The organism is Nocardiopsis sp. iso_25 (genome assembly GCF_056173305.1).
In genome coordinates, this window is sequence record NZ_CM149667.1 from 138812 (window position 1) to 165786 (window position 26975).

General features: G+C 71.9%; 22 protein-coding genes, 1 rRNA gene and 1 pseudogene. 16 read left to right on the forward strand and 8 right to left on the reverse strand.

The window, feature by feature from the left end; genetic code table 11:
* Positions 1-66: 66 nt before the first annotated feature.
* Complete coding sequence (locus AC0VX6_RS00625; protein ID WP_274975683.1) at positions 67-873, forward strand: MBL fold metallo-hydrolase; 807 nt, start codon at positions 67-69, stop codon at positions 871-873.
* A 197-nt stretch (positions 874-1070) separates the two neighbouring features.
* Here the strand turns inward: AC0VX6_RS00625 and AC0VX6_RS00630 are convergent, their stop codons facing one another.
* Positions 1071-1757: a Crp/Fnr family transcriptional regulator gene (locus AC0VX6_RS00630; protein ID WP_013156302.1), complete on the reverse strand. Its 687-nt coding sequence runs from the start codon at positions 1755-1757 to the stop codon at positions 1071-1073.
* Positions 1758-2046: 289 nt separating this feature from the next.
* On the opposite strand from AC0VX6_RS00630, the gene nth reads away from it, so the two are divergent.
* From nth to AC0VX6_RS00645, 3 genes are all read left to right on the forward strand, one after another.
* Positions 2047-2793 carry an endonuclease III gene (nth, locus tag AC0VX6_RS00635; RefSeq protein WP_013156303.1) on the forward strand — a complete coding sequence of 249 codons (747 nt, stop codon included), beginning with the start codon at positions 2047-2049 and terminating at the stop codon, positions 2791-2793.
* A 376-nt stretch (positions 2794-3169) separates the two neighbouring features.
* Positions 3170-3823: an NUDIX hydrolase gene (locus AC0VX6_RS00640; protein ID WP_274975684.1), complete on the forward strand. Its 654-nt coding sequence runs from the start codon at positions 3170-3172 to the stop codon at positions 3821-3823.
* A 21-nt stretch (positions 3824-3844) separates the two neighbouring features.
* Positions 3845-5023, forward strand: coding sequence for a MarP family serine protease (locus AC0VX6_RS00645; protein WP_274975685.1), 1179 nt, complete (start codon positions 3845-3847; stop codon positions 5021-5023).
* Between the two features lie 301 nt (positions 5024-5324).
* Here the strand turns inward: AC0VX6_RS00645 and AC0VX6_RS00650 are convergent, their stop codons facing one another.
* Complete coding sequence (locus AC0VX6_RS00650) at positions 5325-5873, reverse strand: ATP-binding protein (RefSeq protein WP_013156306.1); 549 nt, start codon at positions 5871-5873, stop codon at positions 5325-5327.
* Between the two features lie 13 nt (positions 5874-5886).
* On the reverse strand, positions 5887-6234 hold the full coding sequence (locus tag AC0VX6_RS00655; protein WP_013156307.1) for an STAS domain-containing protein: 348 nt from the start codon (positions 6232-6234) through the stop codon (positions 5887-5889).
* Positions 6235-6467: 233 nt separating this feature from the next.
* Here AC0VX6_RS00655 and AC0VX6_RS00660 point away from each other — a divergent pair, with 233 nt between their 5' ends.
* The 5 genes from AC0VX6_RS00660 to AC0VX6_RS00680 all read left to right on the forward strand — a co-directional run bounded on the left by AC0VX6_RS00660 (position 6468) and on the right by AC0VX6_RS00680 (position 10500).
* On the forward strand, positions 6468-8762 hold the full coding sequence (locus AC0VX6_RS00660; RefSeq protein ID WP_475467118.1) for a DEAD/DEAH box helicase: 2295 nt from the start codon (positions 6468-6470) through the stop codon (positions 8760-8762).
* A gap of 257 nt (positions 8763-9019) precedes the next feature.
* Complete coding sequence (locus AC0VX6_RS00665) at positions 9020-9157, forward strand: DUF4244 domain-containing protein (protein ID WP_071623111.1); 138 nt, start codon at positions 9020-9022, stop codon at positions 9155-9157.
* Positions 9135-9485 (forward strand): TadE family type IV pilus minor pilin, encoded by a 351-nt coding sequence (locus tag AC0VX6_RS00670; RefSeq protein ID WP_302475383.1) that lies wholly within the window; start codon positions 9135-9137, stop codon positions 9483-9485. Before AC0VX6_RS00665 ends, AC0VX6_RS00670 begins: the two co-directional genes overlap by 23 nt.
* Before the next feature lie 5 nt (positions 9486-9490).
* Complete coding sequence (locus AC0VX6_RS00675; RefSeq protein ID WP_475467119.1) at positions 9491-9847, forward strand: Rv3654c family TadE-like protein; 357 nt, start codon at positions 9491-9493, stop codon at positions 9845-9847.
* A 464-nt stretch (positions 9848-10311) separates the two neighbouring features.
* On the forward strand, positions 10312-10500 hold the full coding sequence (locus tag AC0VX6_RS00680; protein WP_274975742.1) for a hypothetical protein: 189 nt from the start codon (positions 10312-10314) through the stop codon (positions 10498-10500).
* Positions 10501-10548: 48 nt separating this feature from the next.
* On the opposite strand, the gene AC0VX6_RS00685 is transcribed toward AC0VX6_RS00680, so the two are convergent.
* The 5 genes from AC0VX6_RS00685 to AC0VX6_RS00705 all read right to left on the reverse strand — a co-directional run bounded on the left by AC0VX6_RS00685 (position 10549) and on the right by AC0VX6_RS00705 (position 16653).
* On the reverse strand, positions 10549-11259 hold the full coding sequence (locus AC0VX6_RS00685) for a type II secretion system F family protein (protein ID WP_274975743.1): 711 nt from the start codon (positions 11257-11259) through the stop codon (positions 10549-10551).
* Positions 11260-11610: 351 nt separating this feature from the next.
* Positions 11611-12291, reverse strand: coding sequence for a type II secretion system F family protein (locus tag AC0VX6_RS00690; protein WP_475467120.1), 681 nt, complete (start codon positions 12289-12291; stop codon positions 11611-11613).
* A complete protein-coding gene (locus AC0VX6_RS00695; protein WP_475467122.1) occupies positions 12276-13427 on the reverse strand; it encodes a TadA family conjugal transfer-associated ATPase in 1152 nt (383 codons plus the stop codon). The genes AC0VX6_RS00690 and AC0VX6_RS00695 overlap by 16 nt, the downstream gene beginning before the upstream one ends.
* Positions 13424-14791, reverse strand: coding sequence for a septum site-determining protein Ssd (ssd, locus tag AC0VX6_RS00700; protein ID WP_475467124.1), 1368 nt, complete (start codon positions 14789-14791; stop codon positions 13424-13426). Before ssd ends, AC0VX6_RS00695 begins: the two co-directional genes overlap by 4 nt.
* Before the next feature lie 1049 nt (positions 14792-15840).
* The gene (locus tag AC0VX6_RS00705; protein WP_274975766.1) at positions 15841-16653 is read right to left on the reverse strand and encodes a Fic family protein; all 813 of its coding nucleotides are present in this window, start codon (positions 16651-16653) and stop codon (positions 15841-15843) included.
* 241 nt (positions 16654-16894) lie between these two features.
* Between AC0VX6_RS00705 and acs the strand changes: the two genes are divergently transcribed.
* From acs to AC0VX6_RS00740, 7 genes and pseudogenes are all read left to right on the forward strand, one after another.
* Complete coding sequence (gene acs, locus AC0VX6_RS00710) at positions 16895-18865, forward strand: acetate--CoA ligase (protein ID WP_475467126.1); 1971 nt, start codon at positions 16895-16897, stop codon at positions 18863-18865.
* A 246-nt stretch (positions 18866-19111) separates the two neighbouring features.
* A complete protein-coding gene (locus AC0VX6_RS00715; protein ID WP_047867802.1) occupies positions 19112-19588 on the forward strand; it encodes a phage holin family protein in 477 nt (158 codons plus the stop codon).
* Between the two features lie 114 nt (positions 19589-19702).
* Positions 19703-20452, forward strand: a pseudogene (locus tag AC0VX6_RS00720) (alpha/beta fold hydrolase); the annotation flags it as partial.
* A 96-nt stretch (positions 20453-20548) separates the two neighbouring features.
* A complete protein-coding gene (locus tag AC0VX6_RS00725) occupies positions 20549-21082 on the forward strand; it encodes a DUF309 domain-containing protein (protein WP_274978013.1) in 534 nt (177 codons plus the stop codon).
* Positions 21083-21690: 608 nt separating this feature from the next.
* On the forward strand, positions 21691-24111 hold the full coding sequence (locus AC0VX6_RS00730; RefSeq protein WP_475469230.1) for a sodium-translocating pyrophosphatase: 2421 nt from the start codon (positions 21691-21693) through the stop codon (positions 24109-24111).
* Positions 24112-24311: 200 nt separating this feature from the next.
* On the forward strand, positions 24312-24785 hold the full coding sequence (locus tag AC0VX6_RS00735) for a SixA phosphatase family protein (RefSeq protein ID WP_274975768.1): 474 nt from the start codon (positions 24312-24314) through the stop codon (positions 24783-24785).
* A 568-nt stretch (positions 24786-25353) separates the two neighbouring features.
* Positions 25354-26886, forward strand: a 16S ribosomal RNA gene (locus AC0VX6_RS00740).
* The last annotated feature ends 89 nt before the right edge of the window (positions 26887-26975 follow it).

Genomic DNA, 26975 nt, shown 5'->3' on the forward strand with positions numbered 1-26975 from the left:
CGGGGCCGCGCGTGCCGGACTCACCGGCCGCTCCCCGGTCCGGTTCGGCGAGCGAAGCGAGGTGCGATGAGGATCGACGGTTCCGGGACACTGCGCGCCAGCTGCGTGCTGTGCCCCAATCCCGGCCCGATGACGCTGGAGGGCACCAACACCTGGATCCTGCGGGAGCCGGGCGCGCGCGGGGTCGTGGTGGTCGACCCCGGCCCCCACGACGAACGCCACCTTGAGCGCGTGGCGCGGACCGTGCAGGAGCAGGGCGCCCAGGTGCTGATGGCCGTGGTGACCCACCGCCACCCCGACCACGGGGAGGGCGCCCGGTACTTCTCGGAGCTGACCGGAGCCCCCGTGCACGCGGTCGACCCGGGGACCAGGGTCGGCGGACGCGGCCTGTCCGACGGAGAGGTCCTGGAGGCCGACGGCCTGCGGGTGCGGGTGATCGCCACCCCCGGTCACACCGAGGACTCCGTCTGCCTCATGGTGGAGGCCGACAACACCATCCTGACCGGCGACACGGTCCTGGGCCACGGCACCACGGTGATCGACGGCGACGACGGGCTGGGCCCCTACATGGAGTCGCTGTACCGGCTGCGCTCCCTGGTGCGCGAGCACGACGTGCGCACCCTGCTGCCCGGCCACGGCCCGATCATCACGGCCCCGTCGGCGGTGCTGGACTCCTACGTCGACCACCGCGAGTCGCGCCTCGGACAGGTCTTGGACGCGGTGCGCGCGGGGGCGACCGGGGTCGAGCAGATCGTCGACCGCGTCTACCCCGACGTCACCGAGCAGATCCGGTTCGCGGCCGCCTCGTCGGTGCGCGCCCAGCTGCGCTACCTCTCGGCGCGCGGCGAACTGCCCGAGGGCGTCGAGGCCTAGACGGCGAGCGCTCCCCCGAGCCTGGGGCCGGGGCGCTACGGCCCCCGTACTCCGGGGCGCCGGGCGCGGACGGATCCGGACACGGCTGTGGCCGCCCACCCCGCGGGGGAGCGGCCACACAGCGTTCAGGCCCGGGGAACCCCGGCACGGGGCGCGAACGTCGGCGCCCCCGGGAGTTCCCGCCCGAGGAACAAGACCTAGCGGGCGCGGCGGCGCATCCGCTCGACGTCGAGCAGGACGACGGCCTTGGCCTCGATCCGCAGCCAGCCGCGCAGGGCGAACTCGGCGAGGGCCTTGTTGACCGTCTCACGGGAGGCGCCGACCAGCTGGGCGAGCTCCTCCTGGGTGAGGTCGTGGTGGACGTGCAGTCCGTCCTCGCCCTCCTTGCCGAACTTGTCGGCCAGCTCCAGCAGCGCCTTGGCGACGCGGCCGGGCACGTCGGTGAAGACGAGGTCGGCCATCACGTCGTTGGTCCGGCGCAGGCGGGCGGCCAGCGCCTTGAGCAGCTGGAGCGACACCTGCGGGCGGCTGGACAGGAACGGGCGCAGGTCGTCGTGGCCCAGCCCCGCGAGCACCGAGTCGGTGACCGCGACGGCGCTCGCGGTGCGCGGGCGCGGGTCGAACAGCGACAGCTCGCCGAACATCTCGCTGGGGCCGAGCACCCCGAGCAGGTTCTCGCGGCCGTCCACGGCCGTGCGGGTCAGCTTCACCTTCCCGCTGAGGATGACGTACAGGCGGTCGCCCTCGTCACCCTCGCTGAACAGGGTCTGGCCGCGGCCGAGACGCACCTCGTTCACCGAGGAGCGGAGTGCGGCCGTGTCCTCCTCGTCCAGCGCCTCGAACAGAGGGGCCTTCCGCAGCACCTCGTTGATCTCGTCCACCACACGTCCTCCTAAAACCTGACCGCCAACAGTGTGACGTATATCGCACCCGGGTGTGAAACCAGGTCGTGATCCCGGCTTGTCCGCCGAGAGACAACTGCCCACAACAGCCGACGTCAGCCCCTGCGATCCTAGCCGTCATCAGTTCTGTACCAGGGCTGTCCGCGCCGCGCCACCGGACATTGGTTACATAGCTCCGTTCGTCGGCGGCGGCGCGGCCCCGCTTCCGGCCGCCGCGCGGACACGGAGACCGGGCCGGGGACCGCCCCGTTACCGGGACGCCTACCCTGTGATGATGCCCCGTGACACACCAGACGCGACCGAGCCGACGACCACGCCCACCGGTGAGAGCCGGCTCGCGCTGGTCCGCCGCGCCCGCAGGATGTACCGGGAGCTCATCGAGCTGTACCCGGACGCCCACTGCGAACTGAACTTCACGACCCCCCTGGAACTGCTGGTCGCGACGATCCTGTCCGCCCAGTGCACGGACAAGCGGGTCAACCAGGTCACCCCCGCCCTTTTCGCCCGTTACCCCGACGCGGAGGGCTACGCCTCGGCGCGGCGGGAGGAGTTGGAGGAGATGATCCGCTCGACCGGCTTCTTCCGGGCCAAGGCCAACAGCCTCATAGGACTCGGGCAGGAACTGTGTGAACGGCACGGTGGAGAGGTTCCGAGGAAACTCTCCGACCTGGTCAAACTACCCGGTGTAGGGCGAAAGACCGCAAACGTACTGCTCGGTAACGCCTTCGATGTGCCCGGTATCACCGTTGACACCCATTTCGGGCGGCTCGTCCGTCGTTTCGGGTGGACCGACGAGGAGGACCCGGTCAAGGTCGAGCACGAGATCGGCGCGCTCTTCCCGCGCCGGGACTGGACGATGCTCTCCCACCGCGTCATCTGGCACGGCCGCCGCGTCTGCCACTCCCGCAAGCCCGCGTGCGGGGCCTGCGGCCTGGCCCGCCTGTGCCCCTCCTTCGGCGAGGGGCCCACGGACACCGCCACCGCGACCAAGCTGCTGCGGATGCGCTCCTTCTCCTGAGCCCCCCGAGGCCGCCGGGGTGCGCGGGGCGCCGACCCGGTGCCGGGCGACCCCTCCGGGCGCCCGGTCGCGCGCCGGACGCCCGGGGCGGCCGGGCGGGCATCGGGAGCAGGCGCCGGGGGTTTGTACCCTGAGCACGTGAGTGTGCGCACATCGGCCCCGTCGCGGGCATCCCGGTCCGCGGCGCCCCGCATGACGGCGGTACCCCCGCCCGCCGGCGCCGGGGGAGGTCCGACGACGTGATGACTCCCCGGAAACGACGCGCTCCCTCGCGCGGCGCTCCTCCGGGCCCGGTCCCCGCGGCCCCGCGAGGAGCCCGGCGCACGGCCCCTCCGACCCACCGACGGCGCGACGACTCCCGGAACAGGTTCCCCGCATGAACTCGATCCCGCTCTGGCTGGCCGCGCTCGCGGACGCCGCCGAGACGATGACCGTGCCGCCGCCCATGCGGCCGCCCGCCGAGGGAGGGCGCGAGTCCGCCGTCCTCATCCTCTTCGGAGAGGGCCCCAGGGGCCCCGACCTCCTCCTCATCCAGCGCAGCGAGGGCCTGCGCCGCCACGCCGGACAGCCCGCCTTCCCCGGCGGCCGGATCGAGCCCTCCGACGCCTCCCCGGAGGCCGCGGCGCTGCGCGAGGCCGCCGAGGAGACCGGGCTCCTCCCCGAGGGGGTCGACGTCGTCGGCCGCCTCCCCGAGCTGTACCTGAGCTTCAGCGACTTCCGGGTGGCGCCCGTCCTGGGCTGGTGGCGCGAGCCCAGCGAGGTGCGGCCGACCGACCTGGGCGAGGTCGCCGCGGTCTCCCGCGTACCCGTCGCCGACCTCGCCGATCCGGCCAACCGGGTCAAGGTGCGCTACGGGGCCGGGCCGCGCTGGGGGCCCGGCTTCCGGGTGGAGGGAATGCTCGTGTGGGGCTTCACCGGCGCGGTGATCGACAGCCTGCTCGCCCTGGGCGGTTGGGAACTTCCCTGGCGCGACGAGGGTCTCACCGATGTGTTCGAAGCAACCCCGCAGGGCCTGCGGCCGGTCGGTTAGCGCTCACTCTTGGAGGGCAATGTGCTCGACGTGATCCTGCTCGTCCTGCTGCTGCTGTTCGCGGTGACGGGGTACCGACAGGGTTTCATCGTCGGTGTCTTCAGCTTCGCGGGCTTCGTCGGCGGGGGCGTCCTCGCCGCCCTGACGGCCCCGCAGCCCATCCAGGCGTGGGTGGAGGACCCCGGCAGGCAGGCGCTGCTGGCGATCGCCGTGGTGTTCCTGTCCGCGGCGCTCGGCCAGTTCCTGCTCTCCTACCTGGGCACCTTCGTCCGCAACAAGGTGACGTGGGACTCGGCGCGGGTCCTGGACGCCATCGGCGGCGCCCTGATCAGCGGCCTGTCGGTGCTGCTCGTGGCCTGGTTCATCGGCAGCACGGTCGCCAACTCGGCGCTGCCCTTCGTCGCGGGACAGGTCAGGGACTCGCGCATCCTCCACTCGGTGGACACGCTGATGCCCGAGGCCGCCCACAGCGGGTTCTCCACGTTCCGCCGGATCGTGGACCAGAGCGCCTTCCCGCAGGTGTTCAGCGGCCTGGGCACCGGTGAGCTCGCCGAGGTGGCGCCGCCGGACCCGGACGTGCTCACCACACCGGAGCTGATCGAGTCGAGCCGCAGCGTGGTGAAGGTGCTGGGCACCGCGCCCTCCTGCCAGCGCCGCGTGGAGGGCACCGGCTTCGCCTACGCGGAGGACCGGATCATGACCAACGCGCACGTGGTCGCCGGGGTCACCGACGACCTGCGGGTGGTCACCCGGGAGGGCTACCAGCTCGACGCCACGCTGGTGCTCTTCGACGCCCAGCAGGACTTGGCGGTGCTGCACGTGCCGGGCCTGGACCTGGAGCCGCTGGAGTTCGACCACGAGGCCCCGCAGGGCGGTGACGCGGTCGTGGCGGGCTTCCCGCGCAACAGCGGCTTCACGGCCGTCCCGGCGCGCGTCCGCGCCCGCCAGACGGCGCAGGGGCCGGACTTCTACCACTCCCAGCAGGTGAGCCGGGAGATCTACCAGGTGCGCGCCGTGGTGCGCCCGGGCAACTCCGGCGGCCCGCTGCTGTCGCCGGACGGCACCGTGTACGGGGTGGTCTTCGCCGCCGCCACGAACGAGCCCGAGACGGGCTACGTGCTCACCGCCGACGAGGTCGCGGAGAACGCCCGGAGCGGCCTGGAGAACAACGAGCAGGTCTCCTCCCAGGCCTGCGACTGACCGCGCGGCTCCGCCGTCCACAGGCCGGGTCCGGGGCTTCCGGGGGCGTGCGGGAGGCGGTTGACTGGATGTACAGGGGGCCCGGAGGCACGGTCGGCACCGTGCTGCCCGCCTTCGCTCCGGGCCCCGCGCCCCACGGCCGCTCCAGGCCCCACGGCCGCCCAGGGGCCCGCGGGCGCGTCGGCGCAGGCCTCGCGGTCACCAAGGACCCACCGTGCGTCGGTCGGCCCCGTGACGCACCGAGGGCGCCTCCCCGCGGGGAGGCGCCCTCGTGAGCGTTCGGGTACCGGCCCGGCCGACCCTAGTTGGAACTCGGGTCGGGCGAGTGCTCCGTGGCCAGCGGCCAGCTCATCCGCACCACGGTCCCCCGGTCGCTGGGGTCGATCTTCACCTCGTCGGCCAGGCCCGTGATGACCGCCAGGCCCAGCCCCGGGGAGAACCCGGAGATCCCGCCGGGAGGCGTGTCCTCACCGTCCAGGAAGAGCCCGTCGAGCAGGGACGGGTTGGCGGGCTCCTCCGTGTCCTTGGCGGGGGCACGGTCGGAGACGACGACCTCGAAACGTTGCGTCGCGCTCCCGTTGGCGCGCAGGATGCTGCTCGTGGCGTCGGTGCGGGACTCCGACGCCGGATCAGGCCCGCTGCCGTCGATCAGCTGGAGCAGGATCGGCTGTGTGGGGCAGTGCAGCTTGTGCGCCGCCACCGCCCGGGAACACGCCTCACCGACCGCCAGCCTGATCTCGTCGATCGCTGAGGCGGCGATACCCGCCCGCCGCGCCACGGTGGCGGCCATGAGCCGCGCCGTGCGCACGTGAGCGGGGAGCGCGCTGATCGTGAGCGTGATGGTTGCCATCGCTCGCTCGGGGCTACTTCGCGGAACGCTTGTCGATGGCTTCCTGCACCGAGTCGTGGATACCGAAGACCTTGGTCAGACCGGTGATCCGGAAGATCTTCAGGATGCGCTCCTGGGTGCAGACCAGGTCGAGGGTCCCGTCGTGGGCCCGGACGCGCTTGAGCCCGCCCACGAGCACACCGAGGCCCGTCGAGTCCAGGAACTCCACCTTCTCCATGTTGACCACGAGGTGGAAGTTGCCCTTGTTGACCAGGTCGATCAGCAGCTCGCGGAGCCGGGGCGCGGTATAGACATCGATCTCACCCTCAACGACGACGATCTCGGTGTCGCCCTCGGTGTAATGATCAAGCTTCAAGTCCACTAGTCCTCCAGCGCCGAACCGCGAAAAACGCGAATGATCTCTGCCGGGCGTTACCCCACCAGCACGCATTCAACCACGCGTGTCGAGTGCGTCTTCCTGTGATGCACAGAAAAACCGTGACACCGCGCCACTGTTCCCCCGGATGTCACACTGAAACCAATGTCCCAGTGCTCCACCCTTGGGTAGGAGGCGCCTGCGGGCCTCGAACGCGTACCAGTGAGGAGGGGTCTCGGATGAGCCGACCGGAGCCCGTGCTTCCCGGTGTGTGGCGTGACGATACCCGGTACCCACAGGTGACCCACATCGAGCACGTGGCCCGCAACGACGGGGTGAGCGGGGACTGGCCGGTGTGGACCGCGCCCCACCTGGTCGAACGGCTCGCCGACAGGGGGATCACGGGACCGTGGTCCCACCAGGCCGAAGCCGCCGACCTCGCACGTTCGGGCCGTGATGTGATCATAGCCACGGGCACCGCCTCGGGAAAGTCACTGGCCTTCCTCCTACCCGCTGTGGACGCGGTTGACGCGGGCGGAACCGTGCTCTACCTCTCCCCGACCAAGGCGCTCGCCCAGGATCAGCTGCGGTGGATAACGGACCTCTCCCTGCCGGGGATGCGGACAGCCGTCTATGACGGCGACACCTCGTCGGAGGAGCGCTCCTGGGTGCGCGAGCACGGCAACTACGTGCTCACCAACCCGGACATGCTGCACCACGGCATCCTGCCCCGGCACGGGGCGTGGGCGCGCTTCCTACGTCGGCTGCGCTACGTGGTGATCGACGAGGCGCACCGATACCGGGGGGTTTTCGGTTCGCACGTCGCGCAGATCCTGCGTCGGCTGCGCCGCGTGTGCGCCCGCTACCGGTCGCGTCCGGTGTTCGTGCTCGCCTCGGCCACCTCCGGCAGCCCCGCCGAGAGCGCCACCCGGCTGACCGGTGTGCCCGTCACGGCGGTCAGCCGGGACGGTTCCCCGCGTCCGGGGATGTCCGTGGCGCTGGTGGAGCCGGAGCTGACCGACCTGACCGGCGAGCACGGGGCGCCGATCCGCAGGACGGCGCCCTCGCAGGCCGCCGAGATGCTCGCCGACCTGGTACGCGACGGTGTGCGCACCCTGGTGTTCGTCCGCTCCCGGCAGGGCGCGGAGGTGGTCGCGCTGACCACCCAGCGCCTGCTGTCCGAGCGCGGCGACCACGCCCTGGCCGGGAGGGTGGCCGCCTACAGGGGCGGATACCTGGCCTCGGAGCGCCGTGAGCTGGAGGAGGCCCTGCGCTCGGGGGAGATCCTCGGCCTGGCCAGCACCAACGCCCTGGAACTGGGGGTGGACATCAGCGGCCTGGACGCGGTGCTCATCGCCGGGTGGCCGGGGACCCTCGCGTCGCTGTGGCAGCAGGCGGGCCGCGCCGGGCGGCGCGGGGAGGACGCGCTCGCGGTGTTCATCGCCCGCGACGACCCTTTGGACACCTACCTGGCGCACCACCCTGAGGCCATTTTCGGCCGGTCCGTAGAAGCGACCGTCCTCGATCCGGAAAACCCGCACATCCTGGGGCCGCACCTGTGCGCGGCCGCCCAGGAACTGCCGATCACCAAGGACGACTTCGACCTCTTCGGGGCGACGACCGAGGAGCGGCTCGCCGAACTCGTCGAGCGCCGCCTGCTGCGGAGGCGTCCACGGGGCTGGTTCTGGACGAGCAATGAACGTGCCAGTGACCTGGCCGATATCCGCGGGTCGGGCGGGCCGCCCGTGCAGATCGTCGACACCGGCAGCGGCCAGCTGCTCGGCGAGGTGGACGAGCCCGCCGCCCACGGCACCGTCCACCCCGGCGCGGTCTACCTGCACCAGGGGGACACGTACCTGGTCGACGACCTCGACCTCGACGAGGGAGTCGCCCTGGTCCACCCTGCGGAGCCGCCCTACAGCACGTGGGCGCGCGACACCACCGACATCACGGTCCGTTCGGTGCTGCGCCAGGAGGAGTGGCCGGGCGGGGCCACCGTGTACTTCGGTGAGGTGCAGGTGGTGCGCCAGGTGGTCGGGTTCCTGCGCAGGGACGTGCGCACCGGTTCGGTCCTGGGGGAGCAGTCGCTGGACCTGCCCGAGCGCACCCTCGACACCCGCGCGGTGTGGTGGACGCTGCCCGCCGAGGGAGAGGAGCGGCTGCGCCGGGAGGACGTGGGGCTGCTGGGCGCCGCCCACGCCGCCGAGCACGCCGCGATCGGACTGCTGCCGCTGCTGGCGACCTGCGACCGCTGGGACATCGGCGGGGTGTCCACCTCGATGCACGCTGACACCGGTCGGCTGACGGTGTTCGTCTACGACGGGTACGAGGGCGGCGCGGGCTTCGCCGAACGGGGGTACGCGGCGGCGCGCGAGTGGCTGTCCGCGACCCGCGCGGCCATCGCCGACTGCGAGTGCGACCAGGGCTGCCCGTCGTGCATCCAGTCGCCCAAGTGCGGTAACGGCAACGAGCCGTTGAGCAAGGCCGGTGCGCTGCGCCTGCTCGACGAGGTGCTCGCGGGCGGCGGGGGCTGAGGGAGAGATCCGGTGCCGTCCACAGCCTGTGGACGGAACGCGGAGGCGCGGAGGAAGTTATCCACAGGCTGGGGAGGGGACTTTCGCGTCGGCTCCGGCCCGCCGAACCTGGAGGAAGAGGGCCGGACCAGTCGGCCCCCGCCAGGAAGGCCGCCATGTCCGCTCCCGTACCAGCTCCTGCTCCCACGCTCGCTGCCGCGCGCACGTCCGCTCCCGTACCCTCGCCCGCCACAGCGCCGCCCCCGTCGGACGCCGGGATGACGACCTCCGAATACGCCTTCTGCACCATCGCGGCGGTCGCCTTCGCCGGGGTCCTCTACGCCGTGCTCACCAGCGGTGCGGTCGAGGACGTCCTCACCGATCTCGTGGTCAATGCGCTCGGCTCGGGTTTTTGACCGGGGCTCGGCCACCGCGGAGGCGGCGATGGTGCTGCCCTCCCTGCTGCTCGTCCTGGCCGTGGCCCTCGGTGCGGTCCAGGCCGCGTCGGCCCAGCTCTCCTGTGCCGACGCGGCGCGCGTGGGCGCCCGGGCGCTGGCCCGCGGCGAACCCCACGACCGGGCCCGCTCCCTGGCGTTGACCGCGGCTCCCGACGGGGCGGACGTGCACCTGTCCGAGGGCGGGGGCATGGCCCGCGTCACCGTACGGGCCCGGCTCCTGTTCGGCCCGGGGATCTCCCTGCCGGTGGATGGCAGCGCCGCCGTCCCCCTCGAACCCGGGAGCTGATCCCGGTGCGCTCCGACTCCGGTTCCGCCACCGTCTGGTGGGTCGCCCTGGGGGCGCTGCTCTGGTTCGTCACCCTCGCCGTCCTCACGACCTCCGCGGCGCGGCTCGACCGCGACCGCGCCACCACCGCGGCCGATCTGGCCGCGCTCGCCGCCGCCGCCGAGGCCGTCCACGGAACAGAACGGGCCTGCGCGCGGGCCCGCGACACCGCCGAGGCCAACCGCGCCTCCCTCGAATCCTGCGTTCTCACCGGCTCCACCGTCGAGGTGGTGGTCGCGCTCCCCTCGTCTTTCATCGAACGGCCCGTCCGGGCTCGCTCCCTGGCCGGACCGGCCGCCGTCTCCTCCGAGGAAGTGGAATGAGTCCTGCCCCCGTCTCCGTGCTGATGTGCGCTCTCCTGCTGGGTGCCCCCGCCCAGCCCGGGGGCGCACCGCCCTGCCCCGCCTCGCCCGTGCCGCAGAGCACAGATCCCGTCGCTGCCGACCGCTCCGGTGTTTCCATCGCTCCCGAGAACTCCGCGCACGCCCATGGTTCCGCCGGTCTCGTCCACGCCGTCGGACCCCGAGAAAGCGCGGGCACCACCGGTGCGGAGGATCCGGTCCACTCCATCGGGCCCACCGATGCCGCGCGCTCCGGCGACGCCCTTAGCTCCGACGCACCCGTCGGCTCCGGAACCCCCGCGGACTCCGGCCGAACGGCTCCTCCCGCCGACCCTGAGCGGTGCGCCGAACCGTCGCCGGCCCCCGCCTCCCCGGAACCCTCCCGCCCCGCGCGGGAGAGTCCACGCGACGCGACGGACGCGCCCTCGCCCGTCAGCGAAACGGTGGTGTACCGCACGGCCGCGGCGCCGACCACGACCGGTACGGCGTTGCGGATCGTCGGCAACGTCTCGACCGGAATCCTGGCGGTGCTGTGCGTCGTGGTGTTGGTGCTGCGCCTGTCCGTCGGCTGGCCCCGCTTCCCCGTCCCCTATGAGGGCCAGCGGCGGCGCGGCTCCGGGGACGGGCAACCCTGACCGCCACCGCGCCACCGTGACACCGTGCACACGACCTGGCCCGGGGCCTCAACCGCCCAGGGTCCGGGAGAGCAGCTCGGCGGCCATCGGCACGATGCCGATCAGCACGAACGCGGGCAGGAAGCACAGACCCAGGGGCGCCACCACCAGCACACCCAGCCGCTCCACCCGGGCTGTCCCCCGGGCCCGCAGGGTCCGGCGCAGGTCGACCGCGTGCCGGTCCAGGAGGTCGGCCACCGGTGCCCCGGTGTCGGCTGCCCGGGCCAGGTCGCGCCCCACCGGGACGAGGGGCTCGGGCAGCACCGGGCGCCGCCACGCCTCGGCGGGGGCGGCGCCCAGACGCAGCTGCTCGGCCACCGCTGCCAGTTCCTCCCCCAGCCCTCCCCGCGTCGCCCGGGACACCGCAGTGAGGCAGGCGGGCACCGTCGCCCCGGCGCGGATCCCCGAGGCGAGCAGACCGATCACCACGGGCAGGTCGGCGGTCACCGGCAGCCGTCGCGAACGGGAGCCGGCGCTCCCACGGGCGCGTACCCACAGGGCGGCGCACACCCCGGCCACGACGACGCCCCCGGCCGCGCCGAACAGGGCCACCGCGACGGTCAGCGCGAACGCCCCCGCCAGCGTCGGCCCCAGCAGCCGGACCGGCAGCCCCGGCCCGGCCGGAGCACGGGAGGGCGGACGCAGTTCGCGCGCCGTTCCCCCGGCCAGCAGTACCCACACACATGCGGCTCCCAGGGCCGCGGCGGCCGTCAGGAACATCCGTCCTCCCTCTTCCTTCTCTCTCGTGCTCCACAGCGGCCGGAGCGATGCCGACCGTGTCCAGCCGTTTCTCTCCCCCGGGCCCGGCTCGACGGCCGGTGCCCCAGGCCCTGGTCCCGAACCCCGGACCAGTCCCCGGACCGAGGCGCCCGAAGGGGCCTCCGGGCAGTTCCTCGACCAAGCCCTCGGGTCTGCCGTCCGGGCGTCCGACCCAGGTCTTCGGACCGGAGCCGTCGGCAGGCGCCCGGACCAGACCTCCGGCCGAGGCACCCGGACGGGCCTCCGGTCAGGTCCCCGTGCCGCGGTCCGCCGCCCGAGTCCCGCCGCCCGAGTCCCCCGGCCCGGATCCGGTCAGGGAAAGGCGGTCGCCGAGCGCACCATGCGCAGCGTCCACCAGGCCCCGAGAACGTCCAGGGCCACCCCGCCCACCAGGCAGGCCAACCCCAGCGGCGTGGTGAACAGGAACACCAGCGGCGATCCGCCCAACCCCGAGGCCATCAGCAGTCCGACGGCGGGCAGGGCGGCCAGCACGATCGCGGTGGTGCGCGGACCGGTGGTGCGCGCGGCGGCCTCCGTGCGCTGCTCCTCCTGCTCGGTGAGGTTCGCGGCCAGCGCGTCCACCACCTCGGCCAGACCCGCTCCGGTGTCCGCGGCCACCTCCCAGCACACCGCCAGGTAGGCCAGGGCCCACAGGTCCGGTTCGCGCTCCGCCTCGCGGCGCAACGACTCCGCGTCGGTCAGGGCGCCCACCAGCGGACCCGCCTCGGCTGCGGAGATCCGCAGGGCCTCCTCCGGCGGTTGCCCGGCGCGCAGTTCGGCGGCCAGCACCCGGCACAGCACCACCACCGCGGCGCGGCGCCGCGGGCCCTCACCGGTACGGGCCGCCAGCGCCCGCCAGTCCACGGACCACGACACCGGGCGCCGGGGCCTGGGGAGGAGGAAAGCCAACCGGCTGCGCCGCGTACCGGGGACCAGGCACAGCAGCACCAGGCCCCCCGAACAGGCCACCACCGCGGTCACCACCGGCGCCACCCCCCGCCCAGGCGGGCGGCCACCTCGCCCACCCCCGCGTGCTCCCGGCGGCTGCCGTCGGGGCCGAAGGACACCGCCGGCACCGCGTCCACCAGCCCGTCCGAACCGCGTCTGAGCACCCGCAGTTCGGCCAGGCGCCGCCCGCCGGAGTCCCGGACCAGGTGCACGACCATGACCCGGGTGGCGGCCAGCTGGCTGTGCACGGCGGCCCGGTCCAGCCCGGCCGCGCACCCCAGCGCCTCCACCCGCGCGGGCACGTCGCCCGCGCCGTTGGCGTGCAGGGTCCCCGAACCACCTTCGTGCCCGGTGTTCAGAGCGCCCAGCAGGGACACGATCTCCGGCCCGCGCGCCTCGCCGACCACCAGCCGGTCCGGGCGCATCCGCAGAGCCTGCCGCACCAGGACCTCCAGCGACACCTCGCCGCTGCCCTCGATGTTGGGCGGTCTGGTCTGGAGCCGGACCACGTGCGGATGCTCGGGCCGCAGCTCGGGGGAGTCCTCGGCCAGGACGATCCGCTCCCCCGGGTCCACCAGGGAGAGCAGGCACGACAGCAGGGTGGTCTTGCCAGTGCCGGTGCCCCCGCTGACCAGGAACGGCACCCGCGAGGCCACCAGGGACCGCAGCAGCTCGGCCCCGCACGGGGTGACCGTTCCCCGTTCGGTCAACCGCTCCAGGGTGAACACCCGCCGGGGCGGCAGCCGCAGCGACACGCACGCCCCGGCGGGCGCCACCGGCGGCAGCACCGCGTGCAGCCGCGCACCGTTGGGAAGCCGGGCGTCCACGTAGGGCACGGCCGCGTCCAACCGTCTCCCCGCCTGCGCCGCCAGCCGCTGGGCCAGTCGGCGCACCGCGTCCGCCGACTCGAAGCGCACCCCGGCGCGGCGCAGGCCCCCGCCGTCGTCTACCCAGACCTCGTCGGGGCCGTTGACGAGGATGTCGGTGACTCCGGATGTCATGAGCTCCTCCAGCGGCCCCGCCCCGGACAGGTCGGCGGCCAGACGGCGGGTCATGGACAGCACCTCGGTGTCGCCCAGCAGACCTCCCTCGGCGCGCAGCGCCGCCGCGACGCTCGACGGGCTCACCGGCACACCGGACGCCACCAGGCGGTTGCGCACGGCCTCCACCAGGGGGCTCACCGGAGCTTCTCCGCGGCGGGCAGGCCCGCCACGACACGGTCGGCGAACCGGGCCAGGGGCGAGCGGGGATGGCGGGCGGGCACGTCCCCCGCGGCGAGCGACCGGGCCAGCCCCGGCTCGGACGGCAGGTCCGCGCCCAGGTCCACCTTCAGGGTCCTGGACACCACGTCCGCGCTCAGTTCGCCCCGGGCACCGCGCACCACCAGACGCACGGCCCGCGTCTCCTCACGCAGCCGGGCGACCGTCCTGGTCGCCGCCACCACCGAGGGCACGTCCGCCGGGACGACCACGAGCACCAGGTCGGACCGGTTCAGGAACACGGTGGTGGCCGGGTCGAAGGAGCGCGGCAGGTCGGCCACCACCAGGTCGGTTCCGTCCCTGGCCGAGGACAGCACCGCGCGCACGGCACCCACCGGAAGGGGGCCGGTCGGCTCCCTTCCGCGCGTCCAGGTCAGCACCGACACCCGTGAGGTCCCCGGCAGTCCGGCGCGCAGGTCGCGCCAGCGCACCCGTCCGCGCCTGCGCAGCAGGTCTCCCCAGCCGGTCCACCGCTCGGGACCGGGGGAGGGGCTCCGGTCGCACCCGAGGTAGACGTCGGAGCCGCATCCGAACGGGTCGGCGTCCAGCAGGGCGGTGGAGCGTCCGGCGCGCTCACCGGCCAGGGCGATGGCCACCGCGAGCAGACTGGCCCCGGCACCGCCCCGGCCGCCGACCACCGACACCGTGGGCGCCGGAGCCCGGCCGGGGGAGGACGCCCTCGCGAGCAGGTCGACCAGCAGTGCCTCGTCCCGGGGCAGCAGGAGCACGCGTGCTTCCCGCGCCCCCCGAGGGGGACCCTCCCCGGCGGCGTCCGGGGCCGGACCCTCCACGGGAACGCCCGGCCGGTCCCCGGCCACGCGCGTGCCCGGGACCGGGTGCTCCGCGGCGAGGCCCGGCCGATACGCCTCCGCGGGAGTGCCCGGCGAGGAGCGCTCCGCGGGAGTGCCCGGCCGGTACGCCGCCTCCGGACCGCCCGGAGGGGAGCCCTCGGCGGGGGCGCCCGGCGGGTACCGCTCCGGAGGAACGCGCGGCCGGGGCACCGCGGCGACCGGTGACGCGTCCCCCGACGGGTTCCCGTCGGCGGCGGCCTCCCGGGGGTCCCGTGTCACGACCACGTGGCGGCCCGGCGGAGGGTCGGCGGACCGCAGGAGCGCGCGCAGGTCGGCGCCGACCACGACGAGCGGGGCGCGCGGCCACAGGCTCAGTGCCCGGTCGAGCGTGTGGGCGACGGCGACCTCGGTGGAGGCGGCGGTGGCCAGCCTGAGGAGGTCGTCGAGGAGGAGGGGGTCGGCGGTCGCGAGCAGGGGCCGGTGCTGGACGTCCATGGGACCTCCCGGGTCGAGGGCTTTCCTCGACCTTCGCCGACCGGGCACGGCGGCGAAAGCCCCGATTCGAAGCTGTGGACAACGTCGGCGGGGCGGGTCCGTGCGGGGAGGCCGGGCGTCGCACAGGCGGGCGATCAGGTTCGTCGGAGAGCCGGACCAGCCGGTGCCGGGTCCGTTCGCGGTCCGGTTCACCTGACGGGCGGGATGCGTATACGGGGGCGGATACGCACCCCTGCCCGACAGGCGGGACGAGCGGACGCGGGGACTCGCCTCCACAGGGGGAGAAGGCCGCCACGCGGGGTCCGGTCCCGGGGGGTAGGACCGGGTCCGCTCTCTGGTGAGGGTCTGCGGAGAGACGTGCTCTCGCGACCACCGGAAGGCACACGGACGTCATTCGGCGAAGAGGGATACCACCGGAACGCGAAATGGGGCGCGTACGGCGGAGGCGTGAAGCGGCCGACCCTCTTGGGAACGACGGGACAGACGTTACCACGCAGAGTTCCGTATCGGTTCTGGAATCAAGGGCAAAAATTCGGGTCAACCGCCTTTTCGGCGTCGGAACATCGGCGTAGAAAGAAAGCAGTCGGTGGCTGAGAACCACCCCGACACGACAACCGGGAACCCACGCGCCACTTGGCCCCGTGAGGCCCGTCTAGATCGGACAGGACGATGTCCTGCCTGGTCAGACTAGGGAAATGTACGCCTGCTAACCCGGCGGAACGTGTCGGAGGCGGCGCCCCGGAAGACAGGACGGGGCGCCGTTCGTCGTGTGTGCGCGCAAGGGCCGTGCGACCCCCGTTCCCTTGCGGAACCGGCAAGCGTGATCGAACCGATACTTTTCCTGAACCTACCGGTCGGTAAATAAACGATTAGTGTTCAACCTTTCGGACACGCACAGTTGTCGGCCGTCAAAAGTTGTTGCCCTTTCCCGGCTTCTCCGTGCGCCCCGCGTACCGCCGAGGCGTCCGGCCCGCCCGCGTGCCCCGCACACCCGCCCGCTCCCGGGCGTCCGGCCCGGGAGCGGGGAAACGGGGGCCGGAGTCCCGCGCTCAGCCGCGCTTGAGGGCCTCACAAGTGGCCAGTGAGTCCTGCGCCCCCGCGCGGACCGCGCGGCAGCAGTACGCCACCCACCCGGCGACGCCCTCCGGAGTGCCGCCCATGTACCCGCGCAGCGCCGGCCCGTACTCGTCCCGCAGCGTCCGGTGCCCGAGCTCCGAGGGCACCAGCGACTTGGGGTCCAGGCCCCGCTCCACCAGCGTCAACCGCTCGGCCGCGCGCGCCACCAGGCCGTCGCCCCACCCGAACGGCCGGACCGCCATCAGCTCCCCGTGCACCAGGGCCGACATCACCAGCGCGGGGACCGACGTGCGCACGCCCAGCAGCGAGTACAGCCCCTCCAGCCGGGCCATCGCCGTCTCCGGAGCCGGGGCCGGCCCCAGCCCCAGGGGGTCCTCGACGCGTTCCCCGGCCGTGCGGGGGCGCCCCAGCGCGTCCGCGGACACCGCGTCCGCCGCGGCCAGCGTGTGCAGCCGGGCCAAGGCCTGGCGCGGCGCCCTCGGCCAGGTGTCCACCAGGCTCCCCAGCTCTCCGGACACCCGAAGCGCGCCCTTGACGCGCGTGTCGTACACGTGCCCCTCGCGGATCTCCTCCATCGAGACCTCGGCGCCCTCCAGCGCCGCCGATGCGACCGCGCCGCGCAGCGCGGACTCCATGGACACGTCGCTGCTGCGGCGGCGCAGCACGCGGTGCCCCAACAGGCGGTCGACCAGGGTCCGTGTCTCGGCGACCGCGTCGGCCACACCGGGCAGTTCGGCGATCCGGGCCAGCGGGTCGGACGCGGGGGAAGAAGTCGGTTCGCTCACGGAGAACAACACTACGCGCCGGTAACACGGGAGGCCCACACCGGCGGGCCGGGTCGGCGGCCGCGCCGGCGGCAACGCGCGAACCTGCCCCTGCGACCGCTCGTCGCGGCGGGGCGACCGTTCGCCGCCCGTTCGTCGCGCGCCCGGCCTTCCCCGCCGCTGGACGCCACCCCGGCTGTTCACGGGGTGTCGCACCACATGATTAATTGGGTGTGAACCAGCCTACGTAAGGAGAATCACAGTGGCCGACAGCACTCCCGCGAGCCAGGAGACACTGTCCAACCTTCTCCACGAGACGCGCAGCTTCCCTCCCCCGGAGGCGCTCGCCGCCGACGCCAACGTCAAGGCCGACGCCTACGCCAGGGCCGAAGAGGACCGTCTCGGCTTCTGGGAGGAGCAGGCCCGCAGGCTCCAGTGGGAACAGCCCTGGGACACCGCCCTGGAGTGGAACCCGCCCTTCGCCAAGTGGTTCGTCGGGGGGAAGATCAACGCCTCCGTCAACTGCGTGGACCGCCACGTGGCCAACGGCCTCGGCGACCGGGTCGCCTACCACTGGGAGGGCGAGCCCGGCGACACCCGCACCATCACCTACGCCGAGCTCAAGGACCTGGTCTCCCAGGCGGCCAACGCCATGACCGGACTCGGCGTGCGCAAGGGCGACCGCGTCGCCATCTACATGCCGATGATCCCCGAGACCGTCGTGGCCATGCTCGCCTGCGCCCGGCTCGGCGCCGTCCACATGGTCGTGTTCGGCGGCTTCTCCGTGGACGCCCTGGGCCAGCGCCTCGACGACAGCCAGGCCAAGCTCGTGGTCACCGCCGACGGCGGCTACCGCCGCGGCAAGGCCAGCGCCCTCAAGCCCGCCGTGGACGCCGCCGTCGCCGACCGCCCAGCGGTCGAGAACGTCCTCGTCGTCCGCCGCACCGGCCAGGACGTCGAGTGGACCGACCGCGACGTGTGGTGGCACGACGCCGTGGAGTCCCAGAGCACCGAGCACACGCCCGAGGCGCACGACGCCGAGGACCCGCTGTACATCATGTACACCAGCGGCACCACGGCCAAGCCCAAGGGCATCCTGCACACCACCGGCGGGTACCTCACCCAGGTCGCCTACACCCACTGGGCGGTCTTCGACCTCAAGCCCGAGACCGACGTCTACTGGTGCGCCGCCGACATCGGCTGGGTCACCGGCCACTCCTACATCGTCTACGGCCCGCTCGCCAACGCGGCCACCACCGTCCTGTACGAGGGCACCCCGGACACCCCGCACAAGGGCCGCTTCTGGGAGATCATCGAGAAGTACAAGGTCACCATCGCCTACATGGCCCCCACGGCGATCCGCACCTTCATGAAGTGGGGGGACGACATCCCCGCCAAGTTCGACCTGTCCAGCCTGCGCGTCATCGGCTCGGTGGGCGAGCCCATCAACCCCGAGGCCTACGTCTGGTACCGCAAGAACATCGGCGGCGACCGCACCCCGGTCGTGGACACCTGGTGGCAGACCGAGACCGGTGCCGTCATGGTCAGCCCCCTGCCGGGCGTGACCTCCGGCAAGCCCGGCGCGGCCATGGGGGCCATCCCCGGCATCGTCGCCGACGTCGTGGACGAGCAGGGCGAGTCCGTCCCCGACGGTGAGGGCGGCTTCATCGTCATCCGCGAGCCGTGGCCGTCCATGCTCCGCGGGATCTGGGGCGACCCCCAGCGCTACAAGGACACCTACTGGTCGCGCTTCGAGGGCCTGTACTTCCCCGGTGACGGCGCCAAGAAGGACGCGGACGGCGACCTGTGGCTGCTGGGCCGCGTGGACGACGTCATGCTCGTCTCCGGCCACAACATCTCCACCACCGAGGTCGAGTCGGCGCTGGTCTCCCACCCGCGCGTGGCGGAGGCCGCGGTCGTCGGAGCCACCGACAAGGTCACCGGCCAGGCCATCGTCGGCTTCGTGATCCTGCGCGGCGGCGAGGAGGAGGTCCCCGAGGACCTGGTCCAGGAGCTGCGCAACCACGTCGGCACCTCGCTCGGCCCGATCGCCAAGCCCGCCCGCCTCCTGGCGGTGCCCGAGCTGCCCAAGACCCGCTCGGGCAAGATCATGCGGCGCCTGCTGCGCGACATCGCCGAGAACCGGGCCGTCGGCGACACCTCCACGCTCACCGACTCCTCGATCATGGAGGTCATCGCCAAGCAACTGCCCTCCGCCAAGCGGGAGGACTGAGCCGAGGGCCCCGCGCGGGCCCCTCGTCCAGCGGTGAACGGCGCCCCGGACCGGGGCGCCGTTCGCTGTCCCCCCCTTCTCCCCCGCGCCCTCCGGTCCGCGGACCCGTGGCCGCCGCGCCCGCCGCCCGTGCGACCGAAGGCGGCGGCGCCGTTGTGCGTGCCGTGAGAGACGTCCGAGACGGGGTATGTGCGAGGATGCGGAGGATCATCCGTGCGTTCGGACCGAGAGAAGGGAACCTCCACGATGGCGGAGAAGCCGGGTACCGGTGAACCTGGCGCCACCAGGGACACCGACCGTTCGATCAGCGAACTGGTCTCAGACGCCACGGGCAACATCTCCCGTCTGGTCAGCCTGGAGATCAAGCTGGCCAAGCTGGAGGCCAAGGCCGACGCGGCCAAGATCGGCAAGGGCGTCGCCGGTTTCGCCGTGGTCGGGGTCCTCGCCCACATCTTCGTCATCCTCCTCTCGGTGACCGGGGCCTTCGTCCTGTACGAGGTCGCCGGGCTCCCCGGCTGGGCCAGCTTCGGCATCGTCACCCTCGTCTACCTGCTGCTCGCCGCGGCCGTCGGGCTGTACGCGATCGCCACCCTGCGCAAGCGGGAGGGCCTCCAGCGCACCGCGCTGACCACCTCGCGCTTCGCGGGCATCCTGCGCGGCGACATCCGCCCGCCCTCGAACGCCGTCGAGACCGCCGAGGCGTCCGCTCCCGCGACCCGGTAGGCCCGCGCGTTGTTGGACGACTCGGCCGCCTACGTCGACGGCCCCTGGACCCACAGGACCGTCAGCGCGGCGGGGGCCCGGTTCCACGTCGCCGAGGCCGGTGACGGGCCTCTGGTGCTCCTCCTCCACGGCTTCCCCCAGTTCTGGTGGGCCTGGCGCGCCCAACTGACCGCGCTCGCCGACGCCGGTTACCGCGCGGTCGCCGCGGACCTGCGCGGCTACGGCGCCAGCGACAAGACCCCGCGCGGCTACGACCTCGTCACCCTCGCCCAGGACGCCGCCGGACTGGTCCGCGCCCTCGGCTCGCGGGACGCGGCCGTGGTCGGGCACGGCCTGGGCGGCCTCGTCGCCTGGACGATGACCGCCTACCACCCCGGCACCGTGCGCGCCCTGGCCGCGGTGTCGTCGCCGCACCCGCTGCGCGCGGCCCGCGTCCTGGCCTCCGGCGGTCCCGGCGTCAGCCACATGCTCCGGGCGCAACTGCCGATCCTCCCCGAGCACCGGCTCCTGAGCGACGGGTGCGAACGCGTGGGCGACCTGCTCCGGGCGTGGTCGGGCCCCGGCTGGCCCGACACCGAGGCCGAGGAGCACTACCGCCGCGCCTTCGCCATCCCCAAGGTCTCCCACTGCTCCCTGGAGAGCCACCGCTGGATCTTCCGGTCGCGCTGGCGCACGGACGGACTCCGCTACAACGCGCGGATGCGCCGTGCTCCCGTACGCGTCCCCGTCCTCCAGCTCCACGGGTCCCTGGACCCGGTGTGCCCGCCCGGACCGGCACGCGCCTCACGGGGCCTGGTGGCGGGGGCCTACCGTTGGAGGCAGGTCCACGGCGCGGGACACTTCCCGCACGAGGAACGGCCGGAGGAGGTCTCCCGCGCGCTCGTCGAGTGGCTCGCGGAGGTCTCGGCGGGAAGGCGGACGGAGTCCTCGCAGGCGAGGGGGAACGGCGGTGGGGAACTGATGGCGACGGAGACCGCGGACGGGCACCGGGAGTCCGGGGGCCGCGGAGGCGGGCGGGACCGCAACGAGACCGGCCAGGCGCAGAACCAGCGCCCCCGGGACCGGTACGGGCGCCCGATGCCGCACGGGAGCAGGGGCGAGGTGGAGCGGGTACCCGACGACGCCGAGTTCTCCGCGGAGGAAGGCCTGGAGGAGGCCCAGCGGCTGCTCGACGGCGGATACGCTTTCACCGCCCACGAAGTCCTCGAAGCAGTGTGGAAGTCCGCGCCCGAACCCGAGCGGGAGCTGTGGCGCGGCCTCGCCCAGACGGCGGTGGGGGTCACCCACGCGCAGCGCGGCAACATGATCGGCGCGGCACGACTGCTGAGGCGGGGCGCGGACCGCGTGGAGCCGTTCGGACCGGAAGCCCCCCACGGGGTTGACGTGTCGGGGGTGGCGGCGTTCGCCCGCGCCCTGGCCGACGACCTCGACGCCGGGCGCGCCCGTTCGGGTGACGGGATCGACCCTTCGGGGATGCGTCTGCTCGGCGGGTAGCCGCCGAACAACCCGTCCTCCGGCCGGCGCGGCCGGAGGACGGGCGGGCGCAGGCGCACCCGCCCGCGACTTCCGCCGCGGACCGGCGGCGGGCCCCTCGGAGGGCCCCGTGGCACCAGCGCCTCCTGTGAACAGTGAGGTCCGTGTGGCCTGCGGGGCCCATTCCCTTTTTGTGGGCTTATGCGCGCTTTAGCGTTAACATCGCATTACAGCATTATGAGATGTTATATAAGCTGCATATCACCGAAAAAGACATTTATCCTTTTCCTGAGATCACCGGAAGATCACATCTTCGGATTTTCTTGAGGAATGGCGGGCTCGGCTCTCACCTTTCTTTGTCGCCGTGCGTAGACTCCCCGGATCACCGCCCGTGAACACGCGGCACGGGCGGTACGCACCACAACCAAAGGTGGCACCGCTTCGACCCCGCCAAGCGTGCCGTCGAGCCAGCTCAGGCTCCTTCCGGACGGCGGTACGTCCACGACCGAGAGGACCGGCGCCCACAGGGCGAGCCGTTCCGCGCGTTCTCCCGTGGACGGGGCCGAAAAGGTCGTGCCCGTCTCAAGGAGGACGGATTGTCTGGGCTCAACCTCGCCGCTGAAGGCGGCATGGCCCTATCACTGGCAGGCACCGACTTCACCCTCGTCATCATCGTCATGGTGGTGGCCCTTCTGGCACTCGCCGTCGCGGGCGTGCTGGTACGTGAGGTCCTCGCCGCAGGGCAGGGCACAGAGCGAATGCGCGGCATCGCGCTCGCGGTGCAGGAAGGAGCGGCGGCCTACCTCAAACGGCAGTTCCGCACCCTCGCGGTCTTCGTCGTCCTCATCCCGCTCCTGCTGCTCCTGCTCCCCGCCGACTCGTGGGCCATCGCGATCGGCCGGTCGGTCTTCTTCGCCCTCGGCGCCCTGCTGTCGGCGGCGACCGGCTTCATCGGCATGTGGCTCGCCGTGCGCGGCAACGTCCGGGTCGCCGCGGCCGCCCGCGGAGGTGACGACGCCTCCAACCGCACCGCCATGCGCATCGCCTTCCGCACCGGCGGCGTGGCGGGCATGATCACCGTCGGCCTCGGCCTGTTCGGGGCGGCCGTCGTCGTCCTCCTCTACCGGGGCGACGCCCCCATCGTCCTGGAGGGCTTCGGCTTCGGCGCGGCGCTCCTCGCCATGTTCATGCGCGTGGGCGGCGGCATCTTCACCAAGGCCGCCGACGTCGGCGCCGACCTCGTCGGCAAGGTCGAGCAGGGCATCCCCGAGGACGACCCCCGCAACGCGGCCACCATCGCCGACAACGTCGGCGACAACGTGGGCGACTGCGCCGGCATGGCCGCGGACCTGTTCGAGTCCTACGCGGTCGTGCTCGTCGCCTCGCTGATCCTCGGCCGCGTCGCCTTCGGCACCGAGGGACTCGTCTTCCCGCTCCTCGTCCCCATGATCGGCGTGCTCACCGCCATCGTCGGCATCTTCCTGGTCGCCCCCCGCGCCAGGGACAAGACGGCGATGTCGGCGATCAACCGCGGGTTCTTCATCTCCGCGGCGATCTCCGCCGTGCTCGTCGTCGGCACCGCCTTCTGGTACCTGCCCTCCAGCTTCGACCAGCTCTCCGGAGTCAGCCCGCAGGTCCTGGCCGAGATCGAGGAGGCCGGGACCAACCCGGACCCGAGGATCCTCGCGGTCGCGGCGGTCCTCATCGGCCTCGTGCTCGCCGCCGCCATCCAACTGCTCACCGGCTACTTCACCGAGACCGACCGGCGCCCCGTCCGCGAGATCGGCGACAGCTCCGAGACCGGCGCGGCGACCGTCATCCTCTCCGGCATCTCCGTCGGCCTGGAGTCGGCCGTCTACTCCGCCCTCCTCATCGCCGGAGCCGTCTACGCCGCCTTCCTGCTCGGAGGCGGCTCCATCACCCTGAGCCTGTTCGCCGTCGCCCTCGCCGGAACCGGCCTGCTCACCACCGTCGGCATCATCGTGGCGATGGACACCTTCGGTCCCGTCTCCGACAACGCCCAGGGCATCGCGGAGATGTCCGGCGACGTGGAGGGCCCGGGCGCGGAGATCCTCACCGGGCTCGACGCCGTCGGCAACACCACCAAGGCCATCACCAAGGGCATCGCGATCGCGACCGCGGTCCTGGCCGCGACCGCGCTCTTCGGCGCCTTCCGCACCTCCGTGCAGGCGCAGCTCGGCGACGCCGACGAGGCCTTCTCGCTCTCACTGGACCAGCCCGACGTGCTCGTCGGCGTCATCATCGGCGCCAGCGTGGTGTTCTTCTTCTCCGGACTCGCCATCATGGCGGTCGGCCGGGCGGCGGGCCGCGTGGTCATGGAGGTGCGCGACCAGTTCCGCACCCGCCCGGGGATCATGGACGGCACGGAGAAGCCCGAGTACGCGCGCGTGGTCGACATCTGCACCAAGGACTCGCTGCGGGAGCTGGTCACCCCGGGCCTGCTGGCCGTCCTCGCGCCGATCGCGGTCGGCTTCGCCCTCGGCTACGCCCCGCTGGGCGCGTTCCTGGGCGGCGCCATCGCCGCGGGTGTGCTCATGGCCGTCTTCCTCTCCAACTCGGGCGGCGCCTGGGACAACGCCAAGAAGCTCGTCGAGGACGGCCACCACGGCGGCAAGGGCTCGGAGGCCCACGCCGCCACGGTCATCGGCGACACGGTCGGCGACCCCTTCAAGGACACCGCGGGCCCCGCCATCAACCCCCTGCTCAAGGTGATGAACCTCGTCGCCCTGATCGTGGCGCCCAGCGTGGTGATCTACGCCGACAACATCGTCCTGCGGGCGGGGATCGCGGTGGCGGCCGTCGCCGTGCTCGTCGGCGCGATCCTGTGGTCCAAGCGCCGCGGGGGAGGCACCGAGACCGACCTCGCCGAGACCGGCGGCCGGTCCGCGCCCAAGGGCGCCCCGGAGACCGGCGGAGGAGCCGCGCCGGAGGGCGGGATCTCCGCGGCCGGGGACGGCGGTGTCGGAGAGGACACCGCCGACGGCGCCGACGACCGCAAGGAGGAGGCCCGCGCCGGAGAGGGGAAGTAGGAGGAAGCACCGACCTCCGCGGCCGCCCGGGTATCCCCCGGGCGGCCGCGCCCGTGTTCGGGCGGGGCCTAACCTGGGAACACAGCCGAGCGAGCGAAGGGGTGGTTCCCGGTGTCCGGGATGAAGGGACTGTTCGTCATCGTGGGTGTCATGGTGGCGTTCATCGCGGCCCTCTCCGTCGTCGCGACGGCGGTGTCCCCGTGAGCGGCGTGCGGCGGCTGCTGCTGATGCGGCACGCCCAGGCCGAGAACGGCTTCGAGGACTTCGAACGCGGTCTCACCGACCGGGGCCGGAGCCAGGCCGAGGCGGTCGGCCGTCTGCTCGCCGAGCGGGGGTACGTGCCCGACCACGTCATCTGCTCCGCGGCCAGGCGGACACGGCAGACGCTGGACGGTGTGCTCGGGGCCATGGAACCGGGGGTCCGCCCGGAGGTGGACTACTCCGAGGCGGCGTACTCGGCGGGGGTGGACACGCTCCTGGAGCTGGTGAACCAGGTGGATCCCGACGCGGGGACGGTCCTGGTCGTCGCACACAACCCGACGGTGGCCCAGCTGGCCGGTGCCTTCCTGGGGAGCCCGGCCGCCTACCCGCCGGCCACGGTCGCGGCCGTCGAGCTGGAGGTGGAGTGGCTCTACGCGGCCCCGGGAACCGGTTCCGGCACACTGCTGAACTAGTGTGACCCAGGACACGCAGGCTTCGAGTTGCCAGACCCCCGGGCCGCGGGTAATGTACTCCGAGTCGCCTCCGAACGGCCCAAAGCCGAGAGGGGTTGCGACACCCTTCCGAGCGAAACGAACGCGATTCCGCGGGCGTGCCGGATACCCCTTCTTCCTCCGAATCACCGTTCCGAGCACTGCTTCGGTGCGGGTAAGCTCGGAGGCGCTTCCAAGGAAACACGGAAGCGAAACAGGAAACGGGCTTTACCCCGATCAGAAACACCACAAACCGCCGATTTGGCGGGGCGCGGAACACCTGATAAAGTAAAGACACAACAAAGCGGAAACGCACAACGCCTTCGGCGGAAAAGCTCACAGCAGCTTGTACGCGAAGAGCGGTTGTTTCTTGAGAACTCAACAGCGCGTGTTTGATTTTCTTTAAGCCATGTTTGTTTTGGCCCCGTCACACAGAACCATTCCGGTTCGTGTGCGGAGGTTCCTTTGATTAGCCGGGGTAACCCGGTTGGTCAGGATTACTTCTAGGTTTACCCGCCCAGGCCTCACGGCCGGGTCGGGTTGAGTGACCTTTATGGAGAGTTTGATCCTGGCTCAGGACGAACGCTGGCGGCGTGCTTAACACATGCAAGTCGAGCGGTAAGGCCCTTCGGGGTACACGAGCGGCGAACGGGTGAGTAACACGTGAGCAACCTGCCCCTGACTCCGGGATAAGCGGTGGAAACGCCGTCTAATACCGGATACGACCCGCCACCTCATGGTGGAGGGTGGAAAGTTTTTCGGTCAGGGATGGGCTCGCGGCCTATCAGCTTGTTGGTGGGGTAACGGCCTACCAAGGCGATTACGGGTAGCCGGCCTGAGAGGGCGACCGGCCACACTGGGACTGAGACACGGCCCAGACTCCTGCGGGAGGCAGCAGTGGGGAATATTGCGCAATGGGCGAAAGCCTGACGCAGCGACGCCGCGTGGGGGATGACGGCCTTCGGGTTGTAAACCTCTTTTACCACCAACGCAGGCTCGAAGTTCTCTTCGGGTTGACGGTAGGTGGGGAATAAGGACCGGCTAACTACGTGCCAGCAGCCGCGGTAATACGTAGGGTCCGAGCGTTGTCCGGAATTATTGGGCGTAAAGAGCTCGTAGGCGGCGTGTCGCGTCTGCTGTGAAAGACCGGGGCTTAACTCCGGTTCTGCAGTGGATACGGGCATGCTAGAGGTAGGTAGGGGAGACTGGAATTCCTGGTGTAGCGGTGAAATGCGCAGATATCAGGAGGAACACCGGTGGCGAAGGCGGGTCTCTGGGCCTTACCTGACGCTGAGGAGCGAAAGCATGGGGAGCGAACAGGATTAGATACCCTGGTAGTCCATGCCGTAAACGTTGGGCGCTAGGTGTGGGGACTTTCCACGGTTTCCGCGCCGTAGCTAACGCATTAAGCGCCCCGCCTGGGGAGTACGGCCGCAAGGCTAAAACTCAAAGGAATTGACGGGGGCCCGCACAAGCGGCGGAGCATGTTGCTTAATTCGACGCAACGCGAAGAACCTTACCAAGGTTTGACATCACCCGTGGACTCGCAGAGATGTGAGGTCATTTAGTTGGCGGGTGACAGGTGGTGCATGGCTGTCGTCAGCTCGTGTCGTGAGATGTTGGGTTAAGTCCCGCAACGAGCGCAACCCTTGTTCCATGTTGCCAGCACGTAATGGTGGGGACTCATGGGAGACTGCCGGGGTCAACTCGGAGGAAGGTGGGGATGACGTCAAGTCATCATGCCCCTTATGTCTTGGGCTGCAAACATGCTACAATGGCCGGTACAATGGGCGTGCGATACCGTAAGGTGGAGCGAATCCCTAAAAGCCGGTCTCAGTTCGGATTGGGGTCTGCAACTCGACCCCATGAAGGTGGAGTCGCTAGTAATCGCGGATCAGCAACGCCGCGGTGAATACGTTCCCGGGCCTTGTACACACCGCCCGTCACGTCATGAAAGTCGGCAACACCCGAAACTTGCGGCCTAACCCCTTGTGGGAGGGAGTGAGTGAAGGTGGGGCTGGCGATTGGGACGAAGTCGTAACAAGGTAGCCGTACCGGAAGGTGCGGCTGGATCACCTCCTTTCTAAGGAGTCTTTACAGGTCGGCATTACTTCTACAGCCGGCCGGACTCGAAAGTGGACCCGGCAGCATGACACATCTTCGGGTGTGGGC